Raw genomic sequence first — 16,435 nt, 5'->3', positions numbered from 1 at the left:
AAACGGGCGCTTGAGCTATATACTCTCGCGCCCGTTTTGCTCTTGAGGACTTATCTCGTGTCCAACGTCGTTGCCGATCATCTCGTCTTGCTCGACCACCTGCGCAGCATCCTGGTTGCCGTCGGCGAAGCCGAACAGGTTCCCGAGGAAAGCCACCTCCTGTTCCTGGAGCGCTTCGATGAACTGCGCGCCCTGCTGCCGATCGACCCGATCGAAAGCCAGTACCTGGGTCAGGACATGATGAGCCAGGTCATCCTGCGCTACCCGCAAATTGCCCACCTGGTGCCGCGCGACCTGCTGTGGTTCTTCGGTGGCGATTGCCTGCACTTCATGCCCGATGACGAACTGGACCTGTACCAGGCCCTGGAAGAACGTCGCTTTGAAGCTGAACAGAACGACGAACCGTTCGACTGGAACCAGGAAAAGCAGTTGTTGGCCATGTCCAATGACCAGCCAAAGCACTGATGTAAAAAACGCTGAAGATCAAAATATGTGGGAGCTGGCTTGCCTGCGATGCAGGCGGCTCGGTGTGTCAGTCACACCACGGCGTTGCTATCGCAGACAAGCCAGCTCCCACACAAATCCGCTGCCACATTCCTACCGTTTATTCAGCGTCGGCTCCTTAGCCATGCACTCCACCAGATAATCAATAAACACCCGCAACTTCGGCGGCAGATACCGCGTCGGTGAATGCAGCAACCACGCATCCCCGTGGTACGACGCAATAAAATCCCACTCCGGCAATACCTGCACCACCTCCCCCGCCTCCAGCGCATGCCGCGCCGTGAAGTACGGCAAGCTGCCGATTCCCACATGCTGCAACACCGCATCCAGCCGTACCCCGGTGTGATTGGCCGCGTACCGCCCGCGCACGCCCACCGCCACCGCCTTGCTGCCCTGGCGAAACTTCCAGCGCGCATCCCCCGGCGTCTCGCCCAAGTAGATGCAACTGTGCTCCAGCAAATCATGGGGATGCCGGGGCGTACCGTTCTCAGCCAAGTACTGCGGCGTGGCGCAGACCAAGTGTTCGATGGGCAGCAGTTGGCGCCCCACCAACCCCGGCGGCGGACTGTCGGTGATGCGGATGCTCAGGTCGACATTGTCATCAATCAAATCCACGTGCCGGTCCTCCAGGATCAGTTGCACATCGACCTTGGGGTAACGCCGCAAAAACTCCGGCATATGGGGATGCACCACAAACCGCCCCACCGCCTTGGGCACACTGACCCGCACCAAGCCTTCTGCCTCATGGGTGTATTGCCCGCTGATTTCCATCACCGAGCGCGCGGCGCTGACCATTTCCTGGCAGCGCTTGAACACCTCTTCACCGCCTTCGCTCAGGCGCAGCTTGCGGGTGGTGCGTTGCAGCAGGCGCGTCGCCAGGGCCTTTTCCAGGCGCGAGATACTGCGGCTCACGGATGACGGCGAAGCACCCAGTTGCCGCGCGGCTTCGGAGAAGCTGCCGGTTTCCACCACCTTGACGAAAATCGCCATTTCACCCAGCAGCGGCAAAGGAAGATTGATGCTCATGACGCACAAGTCCATTGAGATTTGAACGGATTATCACCCATTGGCGCACTTCTTATACTGCCCAATAGAAACCCTGATGCGGATGTAAATGATGACCCAGCGCCTGTTTTTTACCCATGACCACCTGAATGCCGAACTCGAAGTGCTGGGATGCACACCTTCTGACAACCAGTTTGCCGTGCTACTGCAGTCAACGATCTTCCATCCCCAAGGTGGCGGCCAGCCTTCCGACACTGGCTGGCTGGGGGAAAGCCAAGTGCTGAAGGTGGTGCAGGAAGGCGATCATGTCGTGCATTACGTCGACCGCCCCGTGGCACTGGGCACGATACAGGCACGCGTCGATGAAGAACGCCGCACCCTGCACACGCGCCTGCATTCGGCCGGGCACCTGATCGGCAATGCCGGCGAAACCCTGGGCTGGATGCCGATCAAAGCCCATCACTGGCCGGGCGAAGGCAAGATCACCTTTATTCGCGGCACCTCGGCCCAGGCCATGGACGCGCAAGCGATTCAGCAGCGAGTCGACCAATGGATTGCGGCCAACCTGCCACGCCATATGACGCTGGATGACGGCACCCGGGAAGTGGGTTTTGGCGAACTGCCGGCCTATGCCTGCGGCGGCACCCATGTGCAGGCCCTGGGGGACGTGGGCCAGGTAACGATCCTGGCCCTGTCCGAGAAAAAAGGTGCATTGTCGGTGCGCTACAGCCTCGACTGACTAGACCGCAATCGCCCCCGCCCTGCCCGGCTCCACCACAAATGACTTGAGGGTCGAGACACTGGCATGCGGGTCTCGGGGATCGGAAATCACCCGGAAGTTCGTCAGCATAGTCTTCTCCTCAAGTACCACCGACACATAGCCGCGCTGGCGGCTGTCGAAAAACTTCACATGGGGGTTAAGCGGCAGGATCGAACTGAAGGCCTCGAATGGCGGCCCGTCGGAGGTCACCGACGTGCCGACGAACTCAGTGGCGATTACCGGCGAGTCCGGGTTATTGGCATCGGCGTGCAGGTCGGTGGTCCAGAACGAGTGAATATCACCGCCCCAGAACACCGGATTATTCACCCGGCGGCGCTCGATAGAGGCCAGCACCCGCTCGCGGGTCGCGATATAGCCATCCCAGCCATCCGTCCAATGGCCCAGCGCCTTGCTCTCGGGGTCACGCTGAATCAGCGGCGCCACCAGCAGGTCCTGGGCGATCACGTTCCACTGTGCCCGGGACTCGGCAAAGCCCCGGTCCAGCCACGCTTCCTGCTCCCAGCCAAGCATGGTGCGCCGGGGGTTGCGCAGGTCAATGCAGCTGTCATCCGCGATATGCCCCTTGCGACTGCCATTTGCTGAAATACACGGTTGCTCGGAGCGATACTGCCGGCCGTCCAGCACGTGGAAACGTGCCAGTCGCCCGTAGTCCAAACGCCGATAGACACGCATGTCCGGCCCGCGCGGCAGGCTGCTGGCCCGCAGCGGCATATGTTCATAGAACGCTTGGTAAGCCGCTGCACGCTGCTTGAGAAACGCCGCCACCGGAATGTTCGGGTCCTGGGACCACTGGCTGGCGTAGTCGTTTTGCACTTCGTGATCGTCCCAGGTCGCCACGCTGGGCGCCGCAGCATGCAGCGCCTGCAAATCCGGATCGGTCTTGTACAGGGCGTAGCGGTTGCGGTAATCCGCAAGATTCAGCGCATTGCCGCTGCCGTGGGGACGAATGATCTTGCCGGAGTCGGCCGCATAGGAACTGTCGTAGATGTAGTCACCAAGGAAAAACACCAGGTCCGGCTGCTCAGCGGCCAAATGGCGATAAGCGCTGAAGTAGCCTCGCTCCCAATGGGAACAGGAGACAAAACCCAACCGGGCCGACGCCATGGCATGCAACGCTGGCGCCGTGCGCGACTGGCCTACCGGGCTTTGCGCACCAAGGCCTTCAAACTGGTACCAGTAAGGCCGGCCTGCTTCCAACCCGGCCACTTCCACATGCACCGAATGGGCGAAACGCTTGCGGGCCATGACCTCACCCCGACGCACAATGTGGGTCATCGCCGCATCACTGGCCACTTTCCAGCGTACCGGCACCGCCCGGCTCAATCCGCCGCGGCCATCTGCGGCATTGAACAGCGGCGCGAGGCGTGTCCAGATCACGAAACCATCGGGCAATGGATCGCCTGAAGCCACCCCCAGGGTGAAGGGATAGTCGATGCCCGCACTGCGGGCGAACGGGCTGAGGATCGAAAACGCCGTGGCAACCGCCAGGCCGCCCAGGACCCTGCGGCGACCTGGGTCTGGCAGATGGCTCATAGCGGGTACTCGCTGGGTTCGAGCGGATTCTGCCAATCCTTGCGCAATACGCCGAACATCGACAGGTCTTCGTAGACCCCGTCCTTGAGGAAGGCGCCCTGCTGGCAGCCCTCGTAACGCAAGCCGATTTTCTGCATCACCCGGGCCGACGCTTTATTACGGGTAAAACACTGCCCTGCGATACGGTGCAGCGCCAATTCGCTGAAGCCAAAGTGCATCAGCCCACAGGCGGCTTCGGCGGCGAAGCCACGGTCACGGCAATGCGCCGCCACCCATCCCCCCAGCAGCCCGCTGTGATGATTGGCCGACAGGCGAATGCTGGCCATCCCCACGAACTCTTGCGTTTCCCGCAGGTGAATGCCGAGGCCCAGCGCCGTCCCCGAACGATACTTTTCTTCAAGTTCACCGATAAACGCGTGGGCCACGTCAAGGGTATAGGGCGATGGGATAGTCGCAGTATTTTCGGCAATCAGCGGCCCGTTGGCCAGGGCGCAAAGCAGTTCGGCCTGGTCCTTGTGTAACGCTTTCAACACCAATCGCGGGGTGGATAAAAAAGGTAGGGCAACGCTCATGACAGAGGGCTCTGGAAATAAATTCTCCCAGAATGTACGCGCACCGTGTCAGTTTCATTACGTACATAAATAATCCGCTTGCCTGCTTGCGAGTGCCGTAATAGAGCCTTAAAAGCTTAAATTAATGTTAACCATTCGGTCATTTTTCGTTGCTAGCGTGTCGCCCCTAATCAACAACGGGGTAGCGGCATGAGAACTTGGGATGAACCCAAAAAGCGCAAGGCACACATCGAACTGATCCCGATGATCGACGTGATGATGTTTCTTTTGGTGTTTTTTGTACTGGTGAGTTTGAACGTGATTCCCGCCCTGGGCATGAAGACACAATTGCCGAGCGCCAGCAGTTCACAGCAGCTCAAGCCACAAAATAAATTCATCTTGACCCTGGGCCTGGACGGCCAGCTGCAGCTCGATGGCAAGGACATGACGGTCGACGCGCTGGTGCCTGCACTCAAGGCCGGCGAGAAGCCAGACACCAAGTCGACCATCATCGTCAACAGCGACAAAGGCGTGGAAGTGTCGCGCCTGGTTGAAGTCATGGACACCCTGCGCCTGGGTGGCTTTACCTCCGTCTCCATCGCCACGAAAAAGTCCTGATCATGTATGCCTTGTTTCGTGCGCGTCGGCTGCTGGGCAGTGTCCCGGCCCTGATCGCCCTGGTGCTGATTGCACTGGGTATCCAGTCCCAACCCCTGAAAATCCAGCCGCAGTACGACGAGTCGGCGGTTGAACTCGCCCTGGTCGAGCCCGAGCCGGAAGTGGTGCCCGAGCCCGTGGTTGAAGAACCTCCGCCACCGGTGATCGAAGACGAAGAGGCCGAGCCTGCCCCGCCGCCTCCACCACCCAAGCCAGTGCCAAAACCACTGCCAAAACCTGAGCCAAAACCAAAACCGGTCCCCAAGCCGGTGGCCGCCAAACCAACGCCAGCACCTGCGCCGGCCCCGGTCGCCGCCAAGCCCGTGCAAGCCGCTCCCGCCCCTACCCCGGCACCCGCCGCGCCACCGGCACCGCCGAAAGTCGACGGCCAGGCGCTGGAAGGCGGTTACCTCAAGGGTTTGCGCAACGAGCTGGACACGTACAAGCAATACCCCACCGGGCGCCAGGCGTCCCTTGAACGCCCCAGTGGCGAGGTGGTGGTCTGGTTAATGGTGGACCGCCAAGGCCGCGTCCTCGACTCCGGGATCCAGACCCCGGCGCCGAGCATGCTGCTCAACCGGGCCGCCACCAACAGCCTGCGCCGTATCAAGCAGGTGAAACCGTTCCCCGAACAAGCCTTCGGTGGACGTAACGAGCAGCGCTTCACCGCCACCTTCAACTACAGCGTGCAATAAGCACACACCACCAGGACGACAGTGATGAAGTTCACCCGGATTCATCTGGCACTCGTTGCCGCGACGAGCATGACCCATGGAGTGGTCATGGCAGACACCAGCGACAGTGACGTCGGGACTATTGGGGTACAGGGCAAGGCAACCGCGGGGGGCGGTTACATGGTCCAGGAAGAGAGCGCGAAGGGCCGCTCGACCATCACCAAGGAAGCGTTGGACAAACAGACCGCCACCGGCAACGCGATCGACAAGCTCAAGTACACCCCGGGCCTGAACATCTCCAGCGAAGACAACACCGGCCTCTCGGGTTTCCGCTTCACCATGCGCGGCATGAACTCCGACCAGGTGGGCATGTCGGTGGACGGCATGCCGATCAACGACTCCGGCAACTACGCGCTGTACTCCAACCTGTTGGGCGACCCTGAAAACATCGACCAGATCTTCGTCACCCAAGGCTCGTCGGAAGCCGACGGCCCGCACATCGGTTCCAGCGGCGGCAACATCGGCATCGTGACCATTCGCCCCACCAAGGAAACCGGTGCCTTCGTCAAGCAAGTGGTCGGCAGCAACGCCACCCGCAAGACCTTTGCCCGCCTCAACACCGGTGAAGTCAACGGCCTGAGCAACTGGCTGTCGGCCTCCCACACCGAAGGCCAGATGTGGCGCGGCTCGGGTGCCGTGCGCGCGGACAAGGTGGAGTGGAACAGCTTCTTCGACGCCGGCAACGGCAACACCGCCAACCTGATCCTCAAGTACCACGAGCAGGACAACAACAGTTACAGCCAGTTGACCAAGTCGCAGTTCCAGCAGTATGGCCGCAAGTACGACCCGTACCCGGCGACACCGGCGGTGGGCGCCAACGGCAAGATCAGCAGCTACTACGACCTGGCGCAGAACCCGTTCCAGACCTTCACCGCCGTGCTCAACACCCAGTACAAACTGAGCGACAACCTGTCCCTCTCGGTGATCCCGTATTACTACTACGGCAACGGCAGCGGCGTGGGCTCCTCCGCGTACGCGCTGAACAGCGGCTCGAACAAGGGCGGCGTGTTCGACCTCGGCAACCTGCCGACGCAGGCTCAATACAACGCCGACGGCTCCGCGACGACCGGCGTCTACTACCGCCCTTCGCGCACCCAGACCTGGCGCCCGGGCATCACCACCAAGCTGAACTGGGACCTGGGCGACCACAGCCTGCAATTCGGCTACTGGTACGAACGCGCCCGCCAAAGCCAGACCCAGCCGTTCATTGCCCTCAAGAACAATGGCAAGCCGAGCGACACCTGGCCTGATGGCAACTCCGTGGTCGACGCCAACGGCAACACCGTACAGGGTCGCGACCGCTACACCGTGACCCCGGCGCAGAAAGTCTGGGCCCAGGACACCTGGTATATCAATTCGGACTGGACCCTGATCGCCGGCCTTGCCTACATGAATGTCGAACGTGAAGGCACCAACCACGGCAGCCTCACCGAGCAACCGGGCAAAGCCGACCAGACCTACAACAAATTGCTGCCCAACGCCGGCCTGAAATACCAGATCGACGAGCGTGACCAGTTGTTCTACAGCCTGTCGCGCAACATGCGTATTCCGCAGAACTACGTGCTGTACGACAAGGGCGTGGGTTCGCTCGACTCCAAGCCGGAACTCAGCTGGAACCAGGAACTGGGCTGGCGCTACACCGGCGAAGACAGCACCCTCGCCGCCACCCTGTTCTACATGCAGTTCAAGAATCGCCAGTTGACCTCCCTGGACAGCAACGGTGATTCGGCCGACATCAACGCTGGCACCGTCATCAACAAAGGCCTGGAGCTGGAGTGGAGCGGCAAGCTGCCGCACAACTTCAACTACTACACGTCCTACACCTACACCAGTTCCAAGCAGCAGGACGATTTGACGGTGTACAGCGCCGGCAAGCCGATCGTCTTGCCCACCAGTGGCAAGCAGTTCGCCAACGTGCCGACCAACATGCTCGCGGCAAACATCGGGTATGACGACGGGCGCTTCTACGGCGCCTTCGGCGGCAAGTTCACCAGCAAGCTCTACGGCGACCTGACCAACGACGAAGCCATCTCCGCCCGCACCATTTTCAACCTCGGCGCCGGTATCTACCTGCCGGTGGACAAGAAAGTGGTCAAGGACGCAACCCTGCGCCTGAACGTCGACAACCTGTTCGACAAGAAGTACCTGGACGGCGTGTACACCACCAAGACCAACTCGGCGAGCTACAGCGGTTTCCGCGATGGCGACCCGGCTTACATCGTTGGCCTGGACCGCACCGTAACCGTTTCCCTTGAAGCCAATTTCTAACTGCGAGGCTCAGAATCATGGACATGAACCTGCTTCACCAAATCACCTTTTATGTGATGTACGCCGCGCTGGCGATTGCGATCTTCATCACCATCGAACGGGGCATCTACTTCGCCTACGTGCGCCGCCAGGCCCGCGCGCTGACTGAAGTGCTGGGCGCCAACGTGCACAGCGAACGTGACCTGCCGCAAAACCTGACCCGCCGCGACAGCCTGCCGTTGAACATGGTGCTGCCGATCCTCGCGCAGAAGTCTTCCCATGGTTCGCGCAAGGACCTGGACGACGAGATCGAAACCCAGTACCTCAAGACCCGCGCGCCGCTGTCCCGCAGCCTGTGGATCATCGAGACCATCACCACCGCCGCGCCGTTGCTGGGCCTGCTGGGCACCATCCTCGGCATCATCGACACCTTCAAGGCGCTGGCCAGTGCCGGCGTGTCCGACCCGGGCCAGATTTCCGGTGGCATCGGTACGGCCTTGTTCGCCACCGGCCTGGGTATTGCCATCGCCCTGTTCTGCGTGGTGTTCCACAACTTCTTCCAGGACAGCCTGGAACGCATCAACGACCAGCTGAAAATCCTGCTGATCCGCGCCGCAACCGGTGCCCGCGTACAGGGTGAGGTGCCGCACCTGGTGCCGACGCCGCTGCACACCCGCACTGCGTGACCTTCCCGGGGCGGGCGCAGCACGCGCCCGCCCCTTCTTTTTGCCCGATGAGACGCCTATGTCCATATCGCTGAAGTTCCGTATCGCCGGCCTCGCAGGCCTGCTCCTCAGTCCGCTTGCCCAGGCGGACTTTTCAATTCCGGGGTTTGAGCTGGTGCACACCGTGCCGGTGGACACCCAACTGGGAACCGCAGACCTGCGCCAACCAGGCCCGGTGTGGATCGGGCTGTTCGACGGCGCGAAAAGCCGGATCGACATCGGCCAGTTCTACGCGGCGGACCATCCCGGTTCGGTGATGGACAAGGTGATTGAACACCTGGAAGCCGCCGGCAAACGCGGGGTGAAAATTCGCTTCCTGCTGGAAGAAAAAGGCGTGCGGCTGTCGGAAGCCTCCACCCTGGAGCGCCTAAAAGCGATTCCCAACCTGACCTTCCGCATCCTGCCCTTCGGCAAGCTGAGCGGCGGGATCATCCATGCCAAATACATGGTGGTGGACGGCAAGCAGGCGTTTATCGGCAGCCAGAATTTCGACTGGCGCTCCCTGGAGCATATCCACGAAACCGGGCTGTTGATCAGTGATACCAACGTCGTCGCCCAGACCCAGGCCATCTTTGACCAGGATTGGCAGGCCCAGGCGGCACTGACCGACAACAAGCCTGTGCCCCTGCCCGCCGCGGGCGCTCTACCTGCGCGCACCGGCAACTACCTGGTAGCCAGCCCACAGCGCTACAATCCGCCGGGTGTGGGTGATTCACAGCTGGAACTGCCGCGCCTGCTGGGCGAGGCGAAAAAAGAAGTGCGGGTGCAACTGCTGGATTACGCGCCGCTCTCCTACGGGCCTGACAGAACCCGGCCTTACTACGCGATGATCGACAACGCGGTGCGTGCAGCGGCGGCCAGAGGGGTGTCGATCAAGTTGATGGTGTCCAACTGGAACACCGAAGCGCTGGAATTGCCGTACCTGAAAAGCCTGGCAGTGCTGCCGAATGTCGAGGTCAAGATCGTCACGCTGCCCGAGGCCAAGCAAGGATTCATTCCTTATGCGCGGGTGATCCACAGCAAGACCATGGAGATCGATGGGCAAGTGGCGTGGGTGGGCACCAGTAACTGGCTGGGGGGTTATTTCGATAACTCGCGCAACCTGGAAGTGGTGATGCGCAGCGAAGCGATGGCCAAGCGCGTGGGAGATTTACACGAACAGCTGTGGGACGGGCCGTACGCCAAGGCCCTGGAAGTGACGAGCGAGTACCCGCAGCCGCATCCGGGCAAACCTTGAGCCGTTGCCCGCAAATGGCAAGACTTTGCGGGCAATGTCACATCGCCAGATATCCAGGTTGCACTTTTTCGCCTGTGCGCTGACCAACCCTGCATAACTCATGGAGGGAGAGCAGGGATGAACAACACACGCAATGGACTGTATGGTGCCGCGCTGGTTTGGGCGGCCATCGGGCTTGGCGGCTGCGCCAATTCGATGACCACCACCGGTGAGCCCGGGGTGAAGATGGGCGAGAGCTATGAGCAGGTGCTTGCCGTGGTCAGCCGCAACAATACAGTGACCAGGAAGATCGACGGGGAAGCATTCCGGGCTGAAGGTTACTCGGAGACGTTCAAGGATTGTCGCAACAAATATTTTATCTTCCAGGGCGCTGATGGCTTGCAGATGGTCAAGCTTGAGCCCGCGCCGCATCTGTCGGTCAGCCAGAACTGCCGCCAGCCATGAGAACCTTACGTGTAATCCCCGCCCTGTTCCTGGTTTTTCTCAGCGGTTGTGGCCAGGTATATAACGTCCGCTCCCTCAACACCGCCTATACAGCACCGCCGTCTGCCGAGACGGCGCGCTTGCGCATTATCAGCGACGGCATGGTGCGCGCAGTGCCCGCGCGCGATTGCCTGGACTGGAACGTTCCCGGCGCTGGCGTAATGGTGTCAGCCAAATCCGGCTTCGCCGACCGCAATGGCGCAAGCCTGGGGATGCCGGGGCCGATTTACACCTGGGACGGTGCGGTGTCGTCCGAACAGGTGATTCCGGCGAACACACCCATTGCCTTTCATTACCTTGGGTTGCCGCAGTATGGCCGGCAATGTTTCAACACCATGACCTTTATCCCCAAGCCCGGCATGGACTACATGGTGCGAGCGTCAATGTCCGGGAGTTGCTCATTCGAGCTTGCTGAGCTGGCGAAGGGTGCTGAACGCTGGACGCCGATTGAACCAACGCCGTCGGGAAGGCTGTCGATGTGCCACGCGATGGATAATTTCTAGAGAGCCGGGCGCAGCGTACGTCGAGACTTTGCGCCCTCACCCACAAAAAACAGCCAAAACTGACAGCCCTTTACGCTCTCAATTGTAGGACCGCTCTTGTTCTCCCACGCTCTATTGAGTCGCCAAATCTTGTCAGCCTAGAGTGACGTCAGCAACGAACAAGCAGCACTCACGTTGCACCTCTTAACCTGCAAGAGTGTAGACGACACGATGAGTGACGCCCCATCGAACACAGCCTCCCACACAGAACCCGTTACTTCGCCCGAGCCCCCTCATGAACCGGGAGCCACAGGCATCAATGCTGCCCCCTGCTTGCCGGTCCTGAATTCGACATACGCGATGTGGCCTGGAACCCGCTGTGTGATGCGGCTACGCCTCTGATCGGCCTGGTGATTCGCCTGTGCCGTTTGGACTGGCACGACAATGTGCCCGCGCCGTGAGAACCATCAGGAGGCCCCATGCCCCGCCAAAGCGACCTGCGTTACACCTTCCAACCGCTACGGGGCGATCCCTTCGAAGTGGTCTCGTTCACCCTCGAAGAAGGCCTCTCCCAGCCGTTCAAACTTGAGCTGGAGCTGGTCAGTCATCACCCCGCCATCGACTTCTACCGCATGCTCGACCTGGCCGCGGTGTTCACCATTTGGCGCGACGACACCCCGGTGCGCTACGTCCACGGCCTGGTCAGCCTGTTCCAACAAGGCGACACCGGCTTTCGCCGCACCCGCTACACCGCCGTGGTCGAGCCGACCCTGTCCCGTTTCGACCTGCGCTCCAACTGGCGCATCTTCCAGGCCCAGACCGTGCCCGACATCATCACCAGCATGCTCGCCGAGCAGAAGCTGACCGATGTCAAAACCTATCTCTACTTCGAACACCAGCCTCGCGAATACTGCGTGCAAGCTGGCGAAACCGACCTCGACTTCATCGCCCGTCTCGCCGCCGAAGAGGGCCTGCTCTACACCTTCGAACACCGCGTCGACGGCCACACCCTCGTCCTCACCGACCGCGTCGGCTGCCTCGGCACCATCGGCACCCACACCGACTGCCCGGTGATCTACCAACCCATGAGTGGCGGCGACTCCCTGGAACCGGCATTGAACCGCTTTCACTACACCGAACAAGTGCGCACGGCGCGCCAGGTGCAGCGCGACTACACCTTCACCCACCCGTACTACAACCAGCAGCACACCGCCACCGGCGACCAGGATTTGAACAACCAGCACAAGGACTACGAACGCTACGACTATCCCGGCCGCTACAAACGCGATATCGCCGGCAAACCCTTTACCAAGACGCGGCTGGCGGCGCTGCGCAACGACGCCAAGCTGGCGCATCTGGAAGGCGACGATGAACGCCTGCAACCGGGGTTGGCCTTCGACCTCAACGATCATCCGCGTGAGGACTTCAATGATCGCTGGCGCACCATCGCCATCAGGCACGAAGGCAGGCAGCACACCAGCTTGCAGGAAGAATCGTTTGGTAGCGGCCTCGGTACCTCTTACACATTGAAGGCCAGCGCCATCCGCTGGACCTCGGACTGGAAGGCTCCGCTATGCGACAAACCCTGCATCGACGGCCCGCAGATCGCCACCGTGGTCGGCCCGCCGGGAGAAGAGATTTATTGCGATGAATGGGGCCGGGTCAAGGTGCAGTTCCCGTGGGACCGCTCGGACAAAAACAACGATCAGAGTTCTTGCTGGATTCGTGTGGCTCAAGTCTGGGCCGGGGCAACCTGGGGCGCCATGGCCGTACCTCGGGTCAATCAGGAACTGATCATCAGCTTTTTGGATGGGGATCCGGACCAGCCTATTGCAACGGGCCGCACTTACCGCGAGACCAATCTGCCGCCGTACGAGCTGCCCAAACACAAAACGCGGATGACTATCAAAAGCCAAACCCATAAGGGTGCCGGTTTCAATGAGCTGCGCTTCGAGGATGAGCTGGGGCACCAGGAGGTGTTTATCCATGCCGAGAAAGACAAGAACGTTCATATCAAGCACAACAACGCCATCTTCGTCGGCAATGACCGCACGGAGCGGGTTGATCACGATGAGAGGATAGAAATTGGCCATGACCGCGCAGAGCAAGTCAGCAACAACGAAACCGTCAGTATTGGCCAAGATCAACGCCATACCGTCGCCAGGGACCGATTTCACCACATCGGCCACAACCACGAAATAACTACCGAAAACAACCGCATCGAATATGTTGGCAATGAGCGTCATGACAAAACCGGGACTAACCATCACATCCAAACCGGCGGAAACGTTGAACACCAAGTACAAAGTCATTATCGGCTTTCGGCTGGCAAGGCTATTGAACAAAAGACGATGCACTACGAAGTAAAAGCTGGACAGCGGATTGTCTTCAAGGCCCCTGGAGGGACCATCACTCTTGACGAGAGTGGCATCATTATCGACGGCATATTGGTCACCATCAAAGGTCAGGTTGCTATGCCCGGCGAAGGTAAAAGCCATGATGGCTGGAGAGGCGAAGGCCGTCCTGCAACGGGAAACTTAAAAGAGTTTTTTATCCTGCGCGACGCCATTACCGGCGAACCGATAGTTGATCGACCTTATGAAATATTACGCGGCAGCGGCCACACTTTACGCGAAAAAACAGACGCCGAAGGCAAAACCAAAATCGTTGATTCAAGCGATGCAGAACCCCTGGAAATCCAAGTATTAGCTGACGAGAAAAATCTCGTGAAGCTCAGTGCCGGATACTGGGATGACTTCGGCGTGATGGACATCGACTTTTCTTCCAACCCTACTTCGGAGGAAAACTAAGTCATGAATGATCCGTTAAAACCGCGAACAGCAAGCCGAGCCCCAGATGGCAAAACCCGCAGCGTTACCAAACCCACTGGCAGCGGTATGGTATTGCCCGTCACCGACCCGCTCGATTTATGGTACCTGTGTGAAAAAGCCTCCTACGCCAAGGCTATCCCCTATAAGCGGGCGAAAGACGGCTACCCGATGTATCAGCGCACCGTATCGCAATTAGTACGATGTGATAACGAGGCATTCAAGTATCACTTTCCCTACTGCGGTGAAGTTGGGTTTGATATGAGTAAAAACCCACCACAACCCATCATGAGCAAACGCGAACCTCATCGCCCAAGCAGTTTTCCGCTTTCACAATACCAACAGTTGCGCAACCACCACTTTGAACAACTGGCAAACATGCGCGTTGAAACCGACCTATTGAGCAAAACAGACCTTGAACAAATGCTGTCACCCACGCCATCAACGAGTGACGGCGCACAGTGGATTGACGGACAAAGAAGACCGCGTGGATTGCTGCGTATACCTGATGTTCTGCGCCTCAGAGCGTTCGGCAATCCAAGTAAGCCGCAATACAGTCAACGTAATTTGGCATCGGTGATTGAGATGAAGTTTCCGGGGGATAGGCTAGCTCGTGATCAACAGATGGCATACGAGGACATCGCAGGGGATTATCAAAAGCTAAGGCTGCTTGAGACCAAAAATTGCGATTCAAGCGACAAGCAAAAATGGCGCGAGTGGGTTCGCGCCTCAGTAAGCGAGCCAGTGTATAGACCGGTCGAGCAAGTCACTAGTCTGGCGTCCCGCGCCTCCGCGGCCAGACACAAGCTGTTGGCGGGTCGTATAGATGCTGAACATGCAGCGGCGCGGCTCAGACTGGAAACTCAGTTCGTGGCGCCTGGAACGCCCGTGATGACGTCGGCCCCGGATGAGCGAGCGATACAGGCGCAAAACCGGCGAGCCGTTGCAGGCATTGAAATGACTCTGGCGGCGCCCTTTGTCGCTATTGGCGCTGCGATGGCAGCCATGGCGACCGCCCCCGCTACTGCTACCGCAGAAGCGACCGCTCTGGTTGCCAACGCGGGTGGACATTCGATCCGTTTCAAGCCTTTTATCACTGCTGCCAAGCGCATTTTGGTGGGTGGCAGTTTAGGGACTGGAGCCGCTATGCCCGCCTTTGCCCAATCCCAAACAGCGTCTTCAGATTCGTCCTTATTCACCGACGATCAGGACACTCAGGCCCGTTGGGCTGAATGGAACCAACGCCAGCAGCACCAACAAACCACCCTCCAGAACTATGTATTTTGGGAAGATGTACCGGAGATAAACCATGAATGAAGAGCAGTTTTTTAAAGACTTCAATGCTCATCGCTGGAATTTCACCATCGTCGATGAGGAAGATGAGGAACAGCCGGTCCTGCAAGTGGGATTGGTAGCAACTTTTTATCTGGTGGATGCTTACCTTCCCATTCGCAGAAAACATATTTCTGACGCCTTTGAACTCTACTGCAAACACTTTGGTGAAAAGCTGGCATGGGGATATACGGGAGGCGAGAATATGATTGAGCAAAACTTCAGCCCCCAAGCCATGCAAAATTGTATTTCATATATACAATCGGATGGCTTTGTAGAGTCAGCTGCACTTATGTGGTCATCCAACAAGGGCTTTCAAAATGTCGGCGCTTACATGTTCGACGCCTATTCTCCTGCTGGGTGGTACGAAAAAGTTCATAGCTCAATAACAACCGTAAGACTGTACCTTCCAATCGACGAACTTAAAGGCGCGGGCAAAAAAAAATTTGATGAGCTTATATTCGAAATGTGCACTATTTTACGCCCACTGCACGGCGCAGCAGGATTAGGCATTCAACACAGTTACGAATGGGAAAATTACCAACATATTGAATATGAGCTCGCACAAGAATACCGTGGTGCAGACCTGTGTATTCCCAGCGGCAATAAAAAGTGGCGCGTCGGCTACAGCAACCTCAACTGGTACACCTACCTGGCCCACCATTGGGTAAGCAAACTAGGCACAACCGAAAACTTGCTCGAACAGCTCAACGACGTACGCATAAACATCTTGCCTTACGAATGGGGCACGATTTTTCGTGCTGGAGAGTGGCCCGCCCTAGGCGAAGCCAATGTAGATCCACGCCCTGAGTTATATGTGATGCTCAATGAAGTGCTCAAACCATTGCGGGTTGACAACATTGGCTCATTGCACTACGGCTCGATTGCCGGTGAAGTGCGCCTCAACGAGCGCACCAGCAACCAATGGATGCGCCGCTTTGATCTCCCCGAAGATACCCCGAAGCACCAGCCTTTATCGCTGTACCGCCGCATATCTGCATCAGAACAAGAAAAATTGAACGCCAGCAGGCAGATGTTTGATGACTTTCTAAACCAGGCCCCTGATGACAAATTCAAAATGTAATCGAACCCTGCGAACGACAGGAGTGAAAAAGATGAGCGAGTCAATACCTGACAAAAACGCGCCTACAACGGAAAACACCCACCAACTCTTCAACTACTCACCACAGGACACCCGCAGCAAAGCAGCAGAACCCACTGTGGAACAGGTCAAGCCAAAACCGCCCGTGCTACTCGCCGACCCTGAATTCGTTATGCGCGGTGTGGCCTGGAACCCGTTGTGCGATGCCGCCACGCCGCTGATCGGCCTGGTGAT

15 protein-coding genes and 1 pseudogene are annotated in these 16,435 nt (G+C 58.9%); 13 read left to right on the top strand and 3 right to left on the bottom strand.

Annotation, left to right across the window (positions count from 1 at the left end; all coding sequences use genetic code 11):
- Positions 1-57 precede the first annotated feature (57 nt).
- Entirely contained in the window at positions 58-465 is a 408-nt protein-coding gene (locus tag M2400_RS28960) for a PA2817 family protein (protein ID WP_003217220.1), read from the top strand.
- A gap of 132 nt (positions 466-597) precedes the next feature.
- Here the strand turns inward: M2400_RS28960 and M2400_RS28955 are convergent, their stop codons facing one another.
- The gene (locus M2400_RS28955; protein WP_259200926.1) at positions 598-1,530 is read right to left on the bottom strand and encodes a LysR family transcriptional regulator; all 933 of its coding nucleotides are present in this window, start codon (positions 1,528-1,530) and stop codon (positions 598-600) included.
- Positions 1,531-1,621: 91 nt separating this feature from the next.
- Between M2400_RS28955 and M2400_RS28950 the strand changes: the two genes are divergently transcribed.
- On the top strand, positions 1,622-2,248 hold the full coding sequence (locus M2400_RS28950; protein ID WP_259200924.1) for an alanyl-tRNA editing protein: 627 nt from the start codon (positions 1,622-1,624) through the stop codon (positions 2,246-2,248).
- On the opposite strand, the gene M2400_RS28945 is transcribed toward M2400_RS28950, so the two are convergent.
- Both M2400_RS28945 and M2400_RS28940 read right to left on the bottom strand, forming a co-directional pair.
- A complete protein-coding gene (locus M2400_RS28945) occupies positions 2,249-3,823 on the bottom strand; it encodes an alkaline phosphatase (protein ID WP_259200921.1) in 1,575 nt (524 codons plus the stop codon).
- Positions 3,820-4,395 carry a GNAT family N-acetyltransferase gene (locus tag M2400_RS28940; RefSeq protein WP_259200911.1) on the bottom strand — a complete coding sequence of 192 codons (576 nt, stop codon included), beginning with the start codon at positions 4,393-4,395 and terminating at the stop codon, positions 3,820-3,822. Before M2400_RS28940 ends, M2400_RS28945 begins: the two co-directional genes overlap by 4 nt.
- A gap of 189 nt (positions 4,396-4,584) precedes the next feature.
- Here M2400_RS28940 and M2400_RS28935 point away from each other — a divergent pair, with 189 nt between their 5' ends.
- The 11 genes and pseudogenes from M2400_RS28935 to M2400_RS28885 all read left to right on the top strand — a co-directional run.
- On the top strand, positions 4,585-4,992 hold the full coding sequence (locus M2400_RS28935; protein ID WP_177042736.1) for a biopolymer transporter ExbD: 408 nt from the start codon (positions 4,585-4,587) through the stop codon (positions 4,990-4,992).
- Positions 4,993-4,994: 2 nt separating this feature from the next.
- A complete protein-coding gene (locus tag M2400_RS28930; RefSeq protein ID WP_177079829.1) occupies positions 4,995-5,726 on the top strand; it encodes an energy transducer TonB in 732 nt (243 codons plus the stop codon).
- Positions 5,727-5,750: 24 nt separating this feature from the next.
- Positions 5,751-8,033 (top strand): TonB-dependent receptor, encoded by a 2,283-nt coding sequence (locus tag M2400_RS28925; RefSeq protein ID WP_259200907.1) that lies wholly within the window; start codon positions 5,751-5,753, stop codon positions 8,031-8,033.
- 17 nt (positions 8,034-8,050) lie between these two features.
- The gene (locus M2400_RS28920) at positions 8,051-8,698 is read left to right on the top strand and encodes a MotA/TolQ/ExbB proton channel family protein (RefSeq protein ID WP_177079827.1); all 648 of its coding nucleotides are present in this window, start codon (positions 8,051-8,053) and stop codon (positions 8,696-8,698) included.
- Between the two features lie 58 nt (positions 8,699-8,756).
- Positions 8,757-9,974 (top strand): phospholipase D-like domain-containing protein, encoded by a 1,218-nt coding sequence (locus tag M2400_RS28915; protein ID WP_259200904.1) that lies wholly within the window; start codon positions 8,757-8,759, stop codon positions 9,972-9,974.
- Between the two features lie 117 nt (positions 9,975-10,091).
- Positions 10,092-10,418 (top strand): hypothetical protein, encoded by a 327-nt coding sequence (locus M2400_RS28910; protein WP_177042741.1) that lies wholly within the window; start codon positions 10,092-10,094, stop codon positions 10,416-10,418.
- Positions 10,415-10,960, top strand: a complete 546-nt coding sequence (locus tag M2400_RS28905) for a hypothetical protein (protein WP_259200876.1) — start codon at positions 10,415-10,417, stop codon at positions 10,958-10,960. The genes M2400_RS28910 and M2400_RS28905 overlap by 4 nt, the downstream gene beginning before the upstream one ends.
- Before the next feature lie 458 nt (positions 10,961-11,418).
- Positions 11,419-13,749, top strand: a complete 2,331-nt coding sequence (locus tag M2400_RS28900) for a type VI secretion system Vgr family protein (RefSeq protein WP_259200874.1) — start codon at positions 11,419-11,421, stop codon at positions 13,747-13,749.
- Positions 13,750-13,752: 3 nt separating this feature from the next.
- Positions 13,753-15,084, top strand: a complete 1,332-nt coding sequence (locus M2400_RS28895) for a VRR-NUC domain-containing protein (RefSeq protein ID WP_259200863.1) — start codon at positions 13,753-13,755, stop codon at positions 15,082-15,084.
- Positions 15,077-16,183: a DUF3396 domain-containing protein gene (locus M2400_RS28890; protein ID WP_259200859.1), complete on the top strand. Its 1,107-nt coding sequence runs from the start codon at positions 15,077-15,079 to the stop codon at positions 16,181-16,183. Before M2400_RS28895 ends, M2400_RS28890 begins: the two co-directional genes overlap by 8 nt.
- Positions 16,184-16,214: 31 nt before the next feature.
- A pseudogene (locus M2400_RS28885) lies at positions 16,215-16,435 on the top strand (DotU family type IV/VI secretion system protein); the annotation flags it as partial.

The sequence above is a fragment of the Pseudomonas sp. BIGb0558 genome (genome assembly GCF_024807515.1).
GTDB lineage: Bacteria > Pseudomonadota > Gammaproteobacteria > Pseudomonadales > Pseudomonadaceae > Aquipseudomonas > Aquipseudomonas yamanorum_A.
This window is presented reverse-complemented; position numbering and strand designations above follow the sequence as displayed.

Bases quoted from the DNA above. Each gene is read 5' to 3' on its own strand.
- M2400_RS28955 (WP_259200926.1), bottom strand. From the start codon at position 1,530: ATGAGCATCAATCTTCCTTTGCCGCTGCTGGGTGAAATGGCGATTTTC.
- M2400_RS28950 (WP_259200924.1), top strand. From the start codon at position 1,622: ATGACCCAGCGCCTGTTTTTTACCCATGACCACCTGAATGCCGAACTC.
- M2400_RS28945 (WP_259200921.1), bottom strand. From the start codon at position 3,823: ATGAGCCATCTGCCAGACCCAGGTCGCCGCAGGGTCCTGGGCGGCCTG.
- M2400_RS28940 (WP_259200911.1), bottom strand. From the start codon at position 4,395: ATGAGCGTTGCCCTACCTTTTTTATCCACCCCGCGATTGGTGTTGAAA.
- M2400_RS28935 (WP_177042736.1), top strand. From the start codon at position 4,585: ATGAGAACTTGGGATGAACCCAAAAAGCGCAAGGCACACATCGAACTG.
- M2400_RS28930 (WP_177079829.1), top strand. From the start codon at position 4,995: ATGTATGCCTTGTTTCGTGCGCGTCGGCTGCTGGGCAGTGTCCCGGCC.
- M2400_RS28925 (WP_259200907.1), top strand. From the start codon at position 5,751: ATGAAGTTCACCCGGATTCATCTGGCACTCGTTGCCGCGACGAGCATG.
- M2400_RS28920 (WP_177079827.1), top strand. From the start codon at position 8,051: ATGGACATGAACCTGCTTCACCAAATCACCTTTTATGTGATGTACGCC.
- M2400_RS28915 (WP_259200904.1), top strand. From the start codon at position 8,757: ATGTCCATATCGCTGAAGTTCCGTATCGCCGGCCTCGCAGGCCTGCTC.
- M2400_RS28910 (WP_177042741.1), top strand. From the start codon at position 10,092: ATGAACAACACACGCAATGGACTGTATGGTGCCGCGCTGGTTTGGGCG.
- M2400_RS28905 (WP_259200876.1), top strand. From the start codon at position 10,415: ATGAGAACCTTACGTGTAATCCCCGCCCTGTTCCTGGTTTTTCTCAGC.
- M2400_RS28900 (WP_259200874.1), top strand. From the start codon at position 11,419: ATGCCCCGCCAAAGCGACCTGCGTTACACCTTCCAACCGCTACGGGGC.
- M2400_RS28895 (WP_259200863.1), top strand. From the start codon at position 13,753: ATGAATGATCCGTTAAAACCGCGAACAGCAAGCCGAGCCCCAGATGGC.
- M2400_RS28890 (WP_259200859.1), top strand. From the start codon at position 15,077: ATGAATGAAGAGCAGTTTTTTAAAGACTTCAATGCTCATCGCTGGAAT.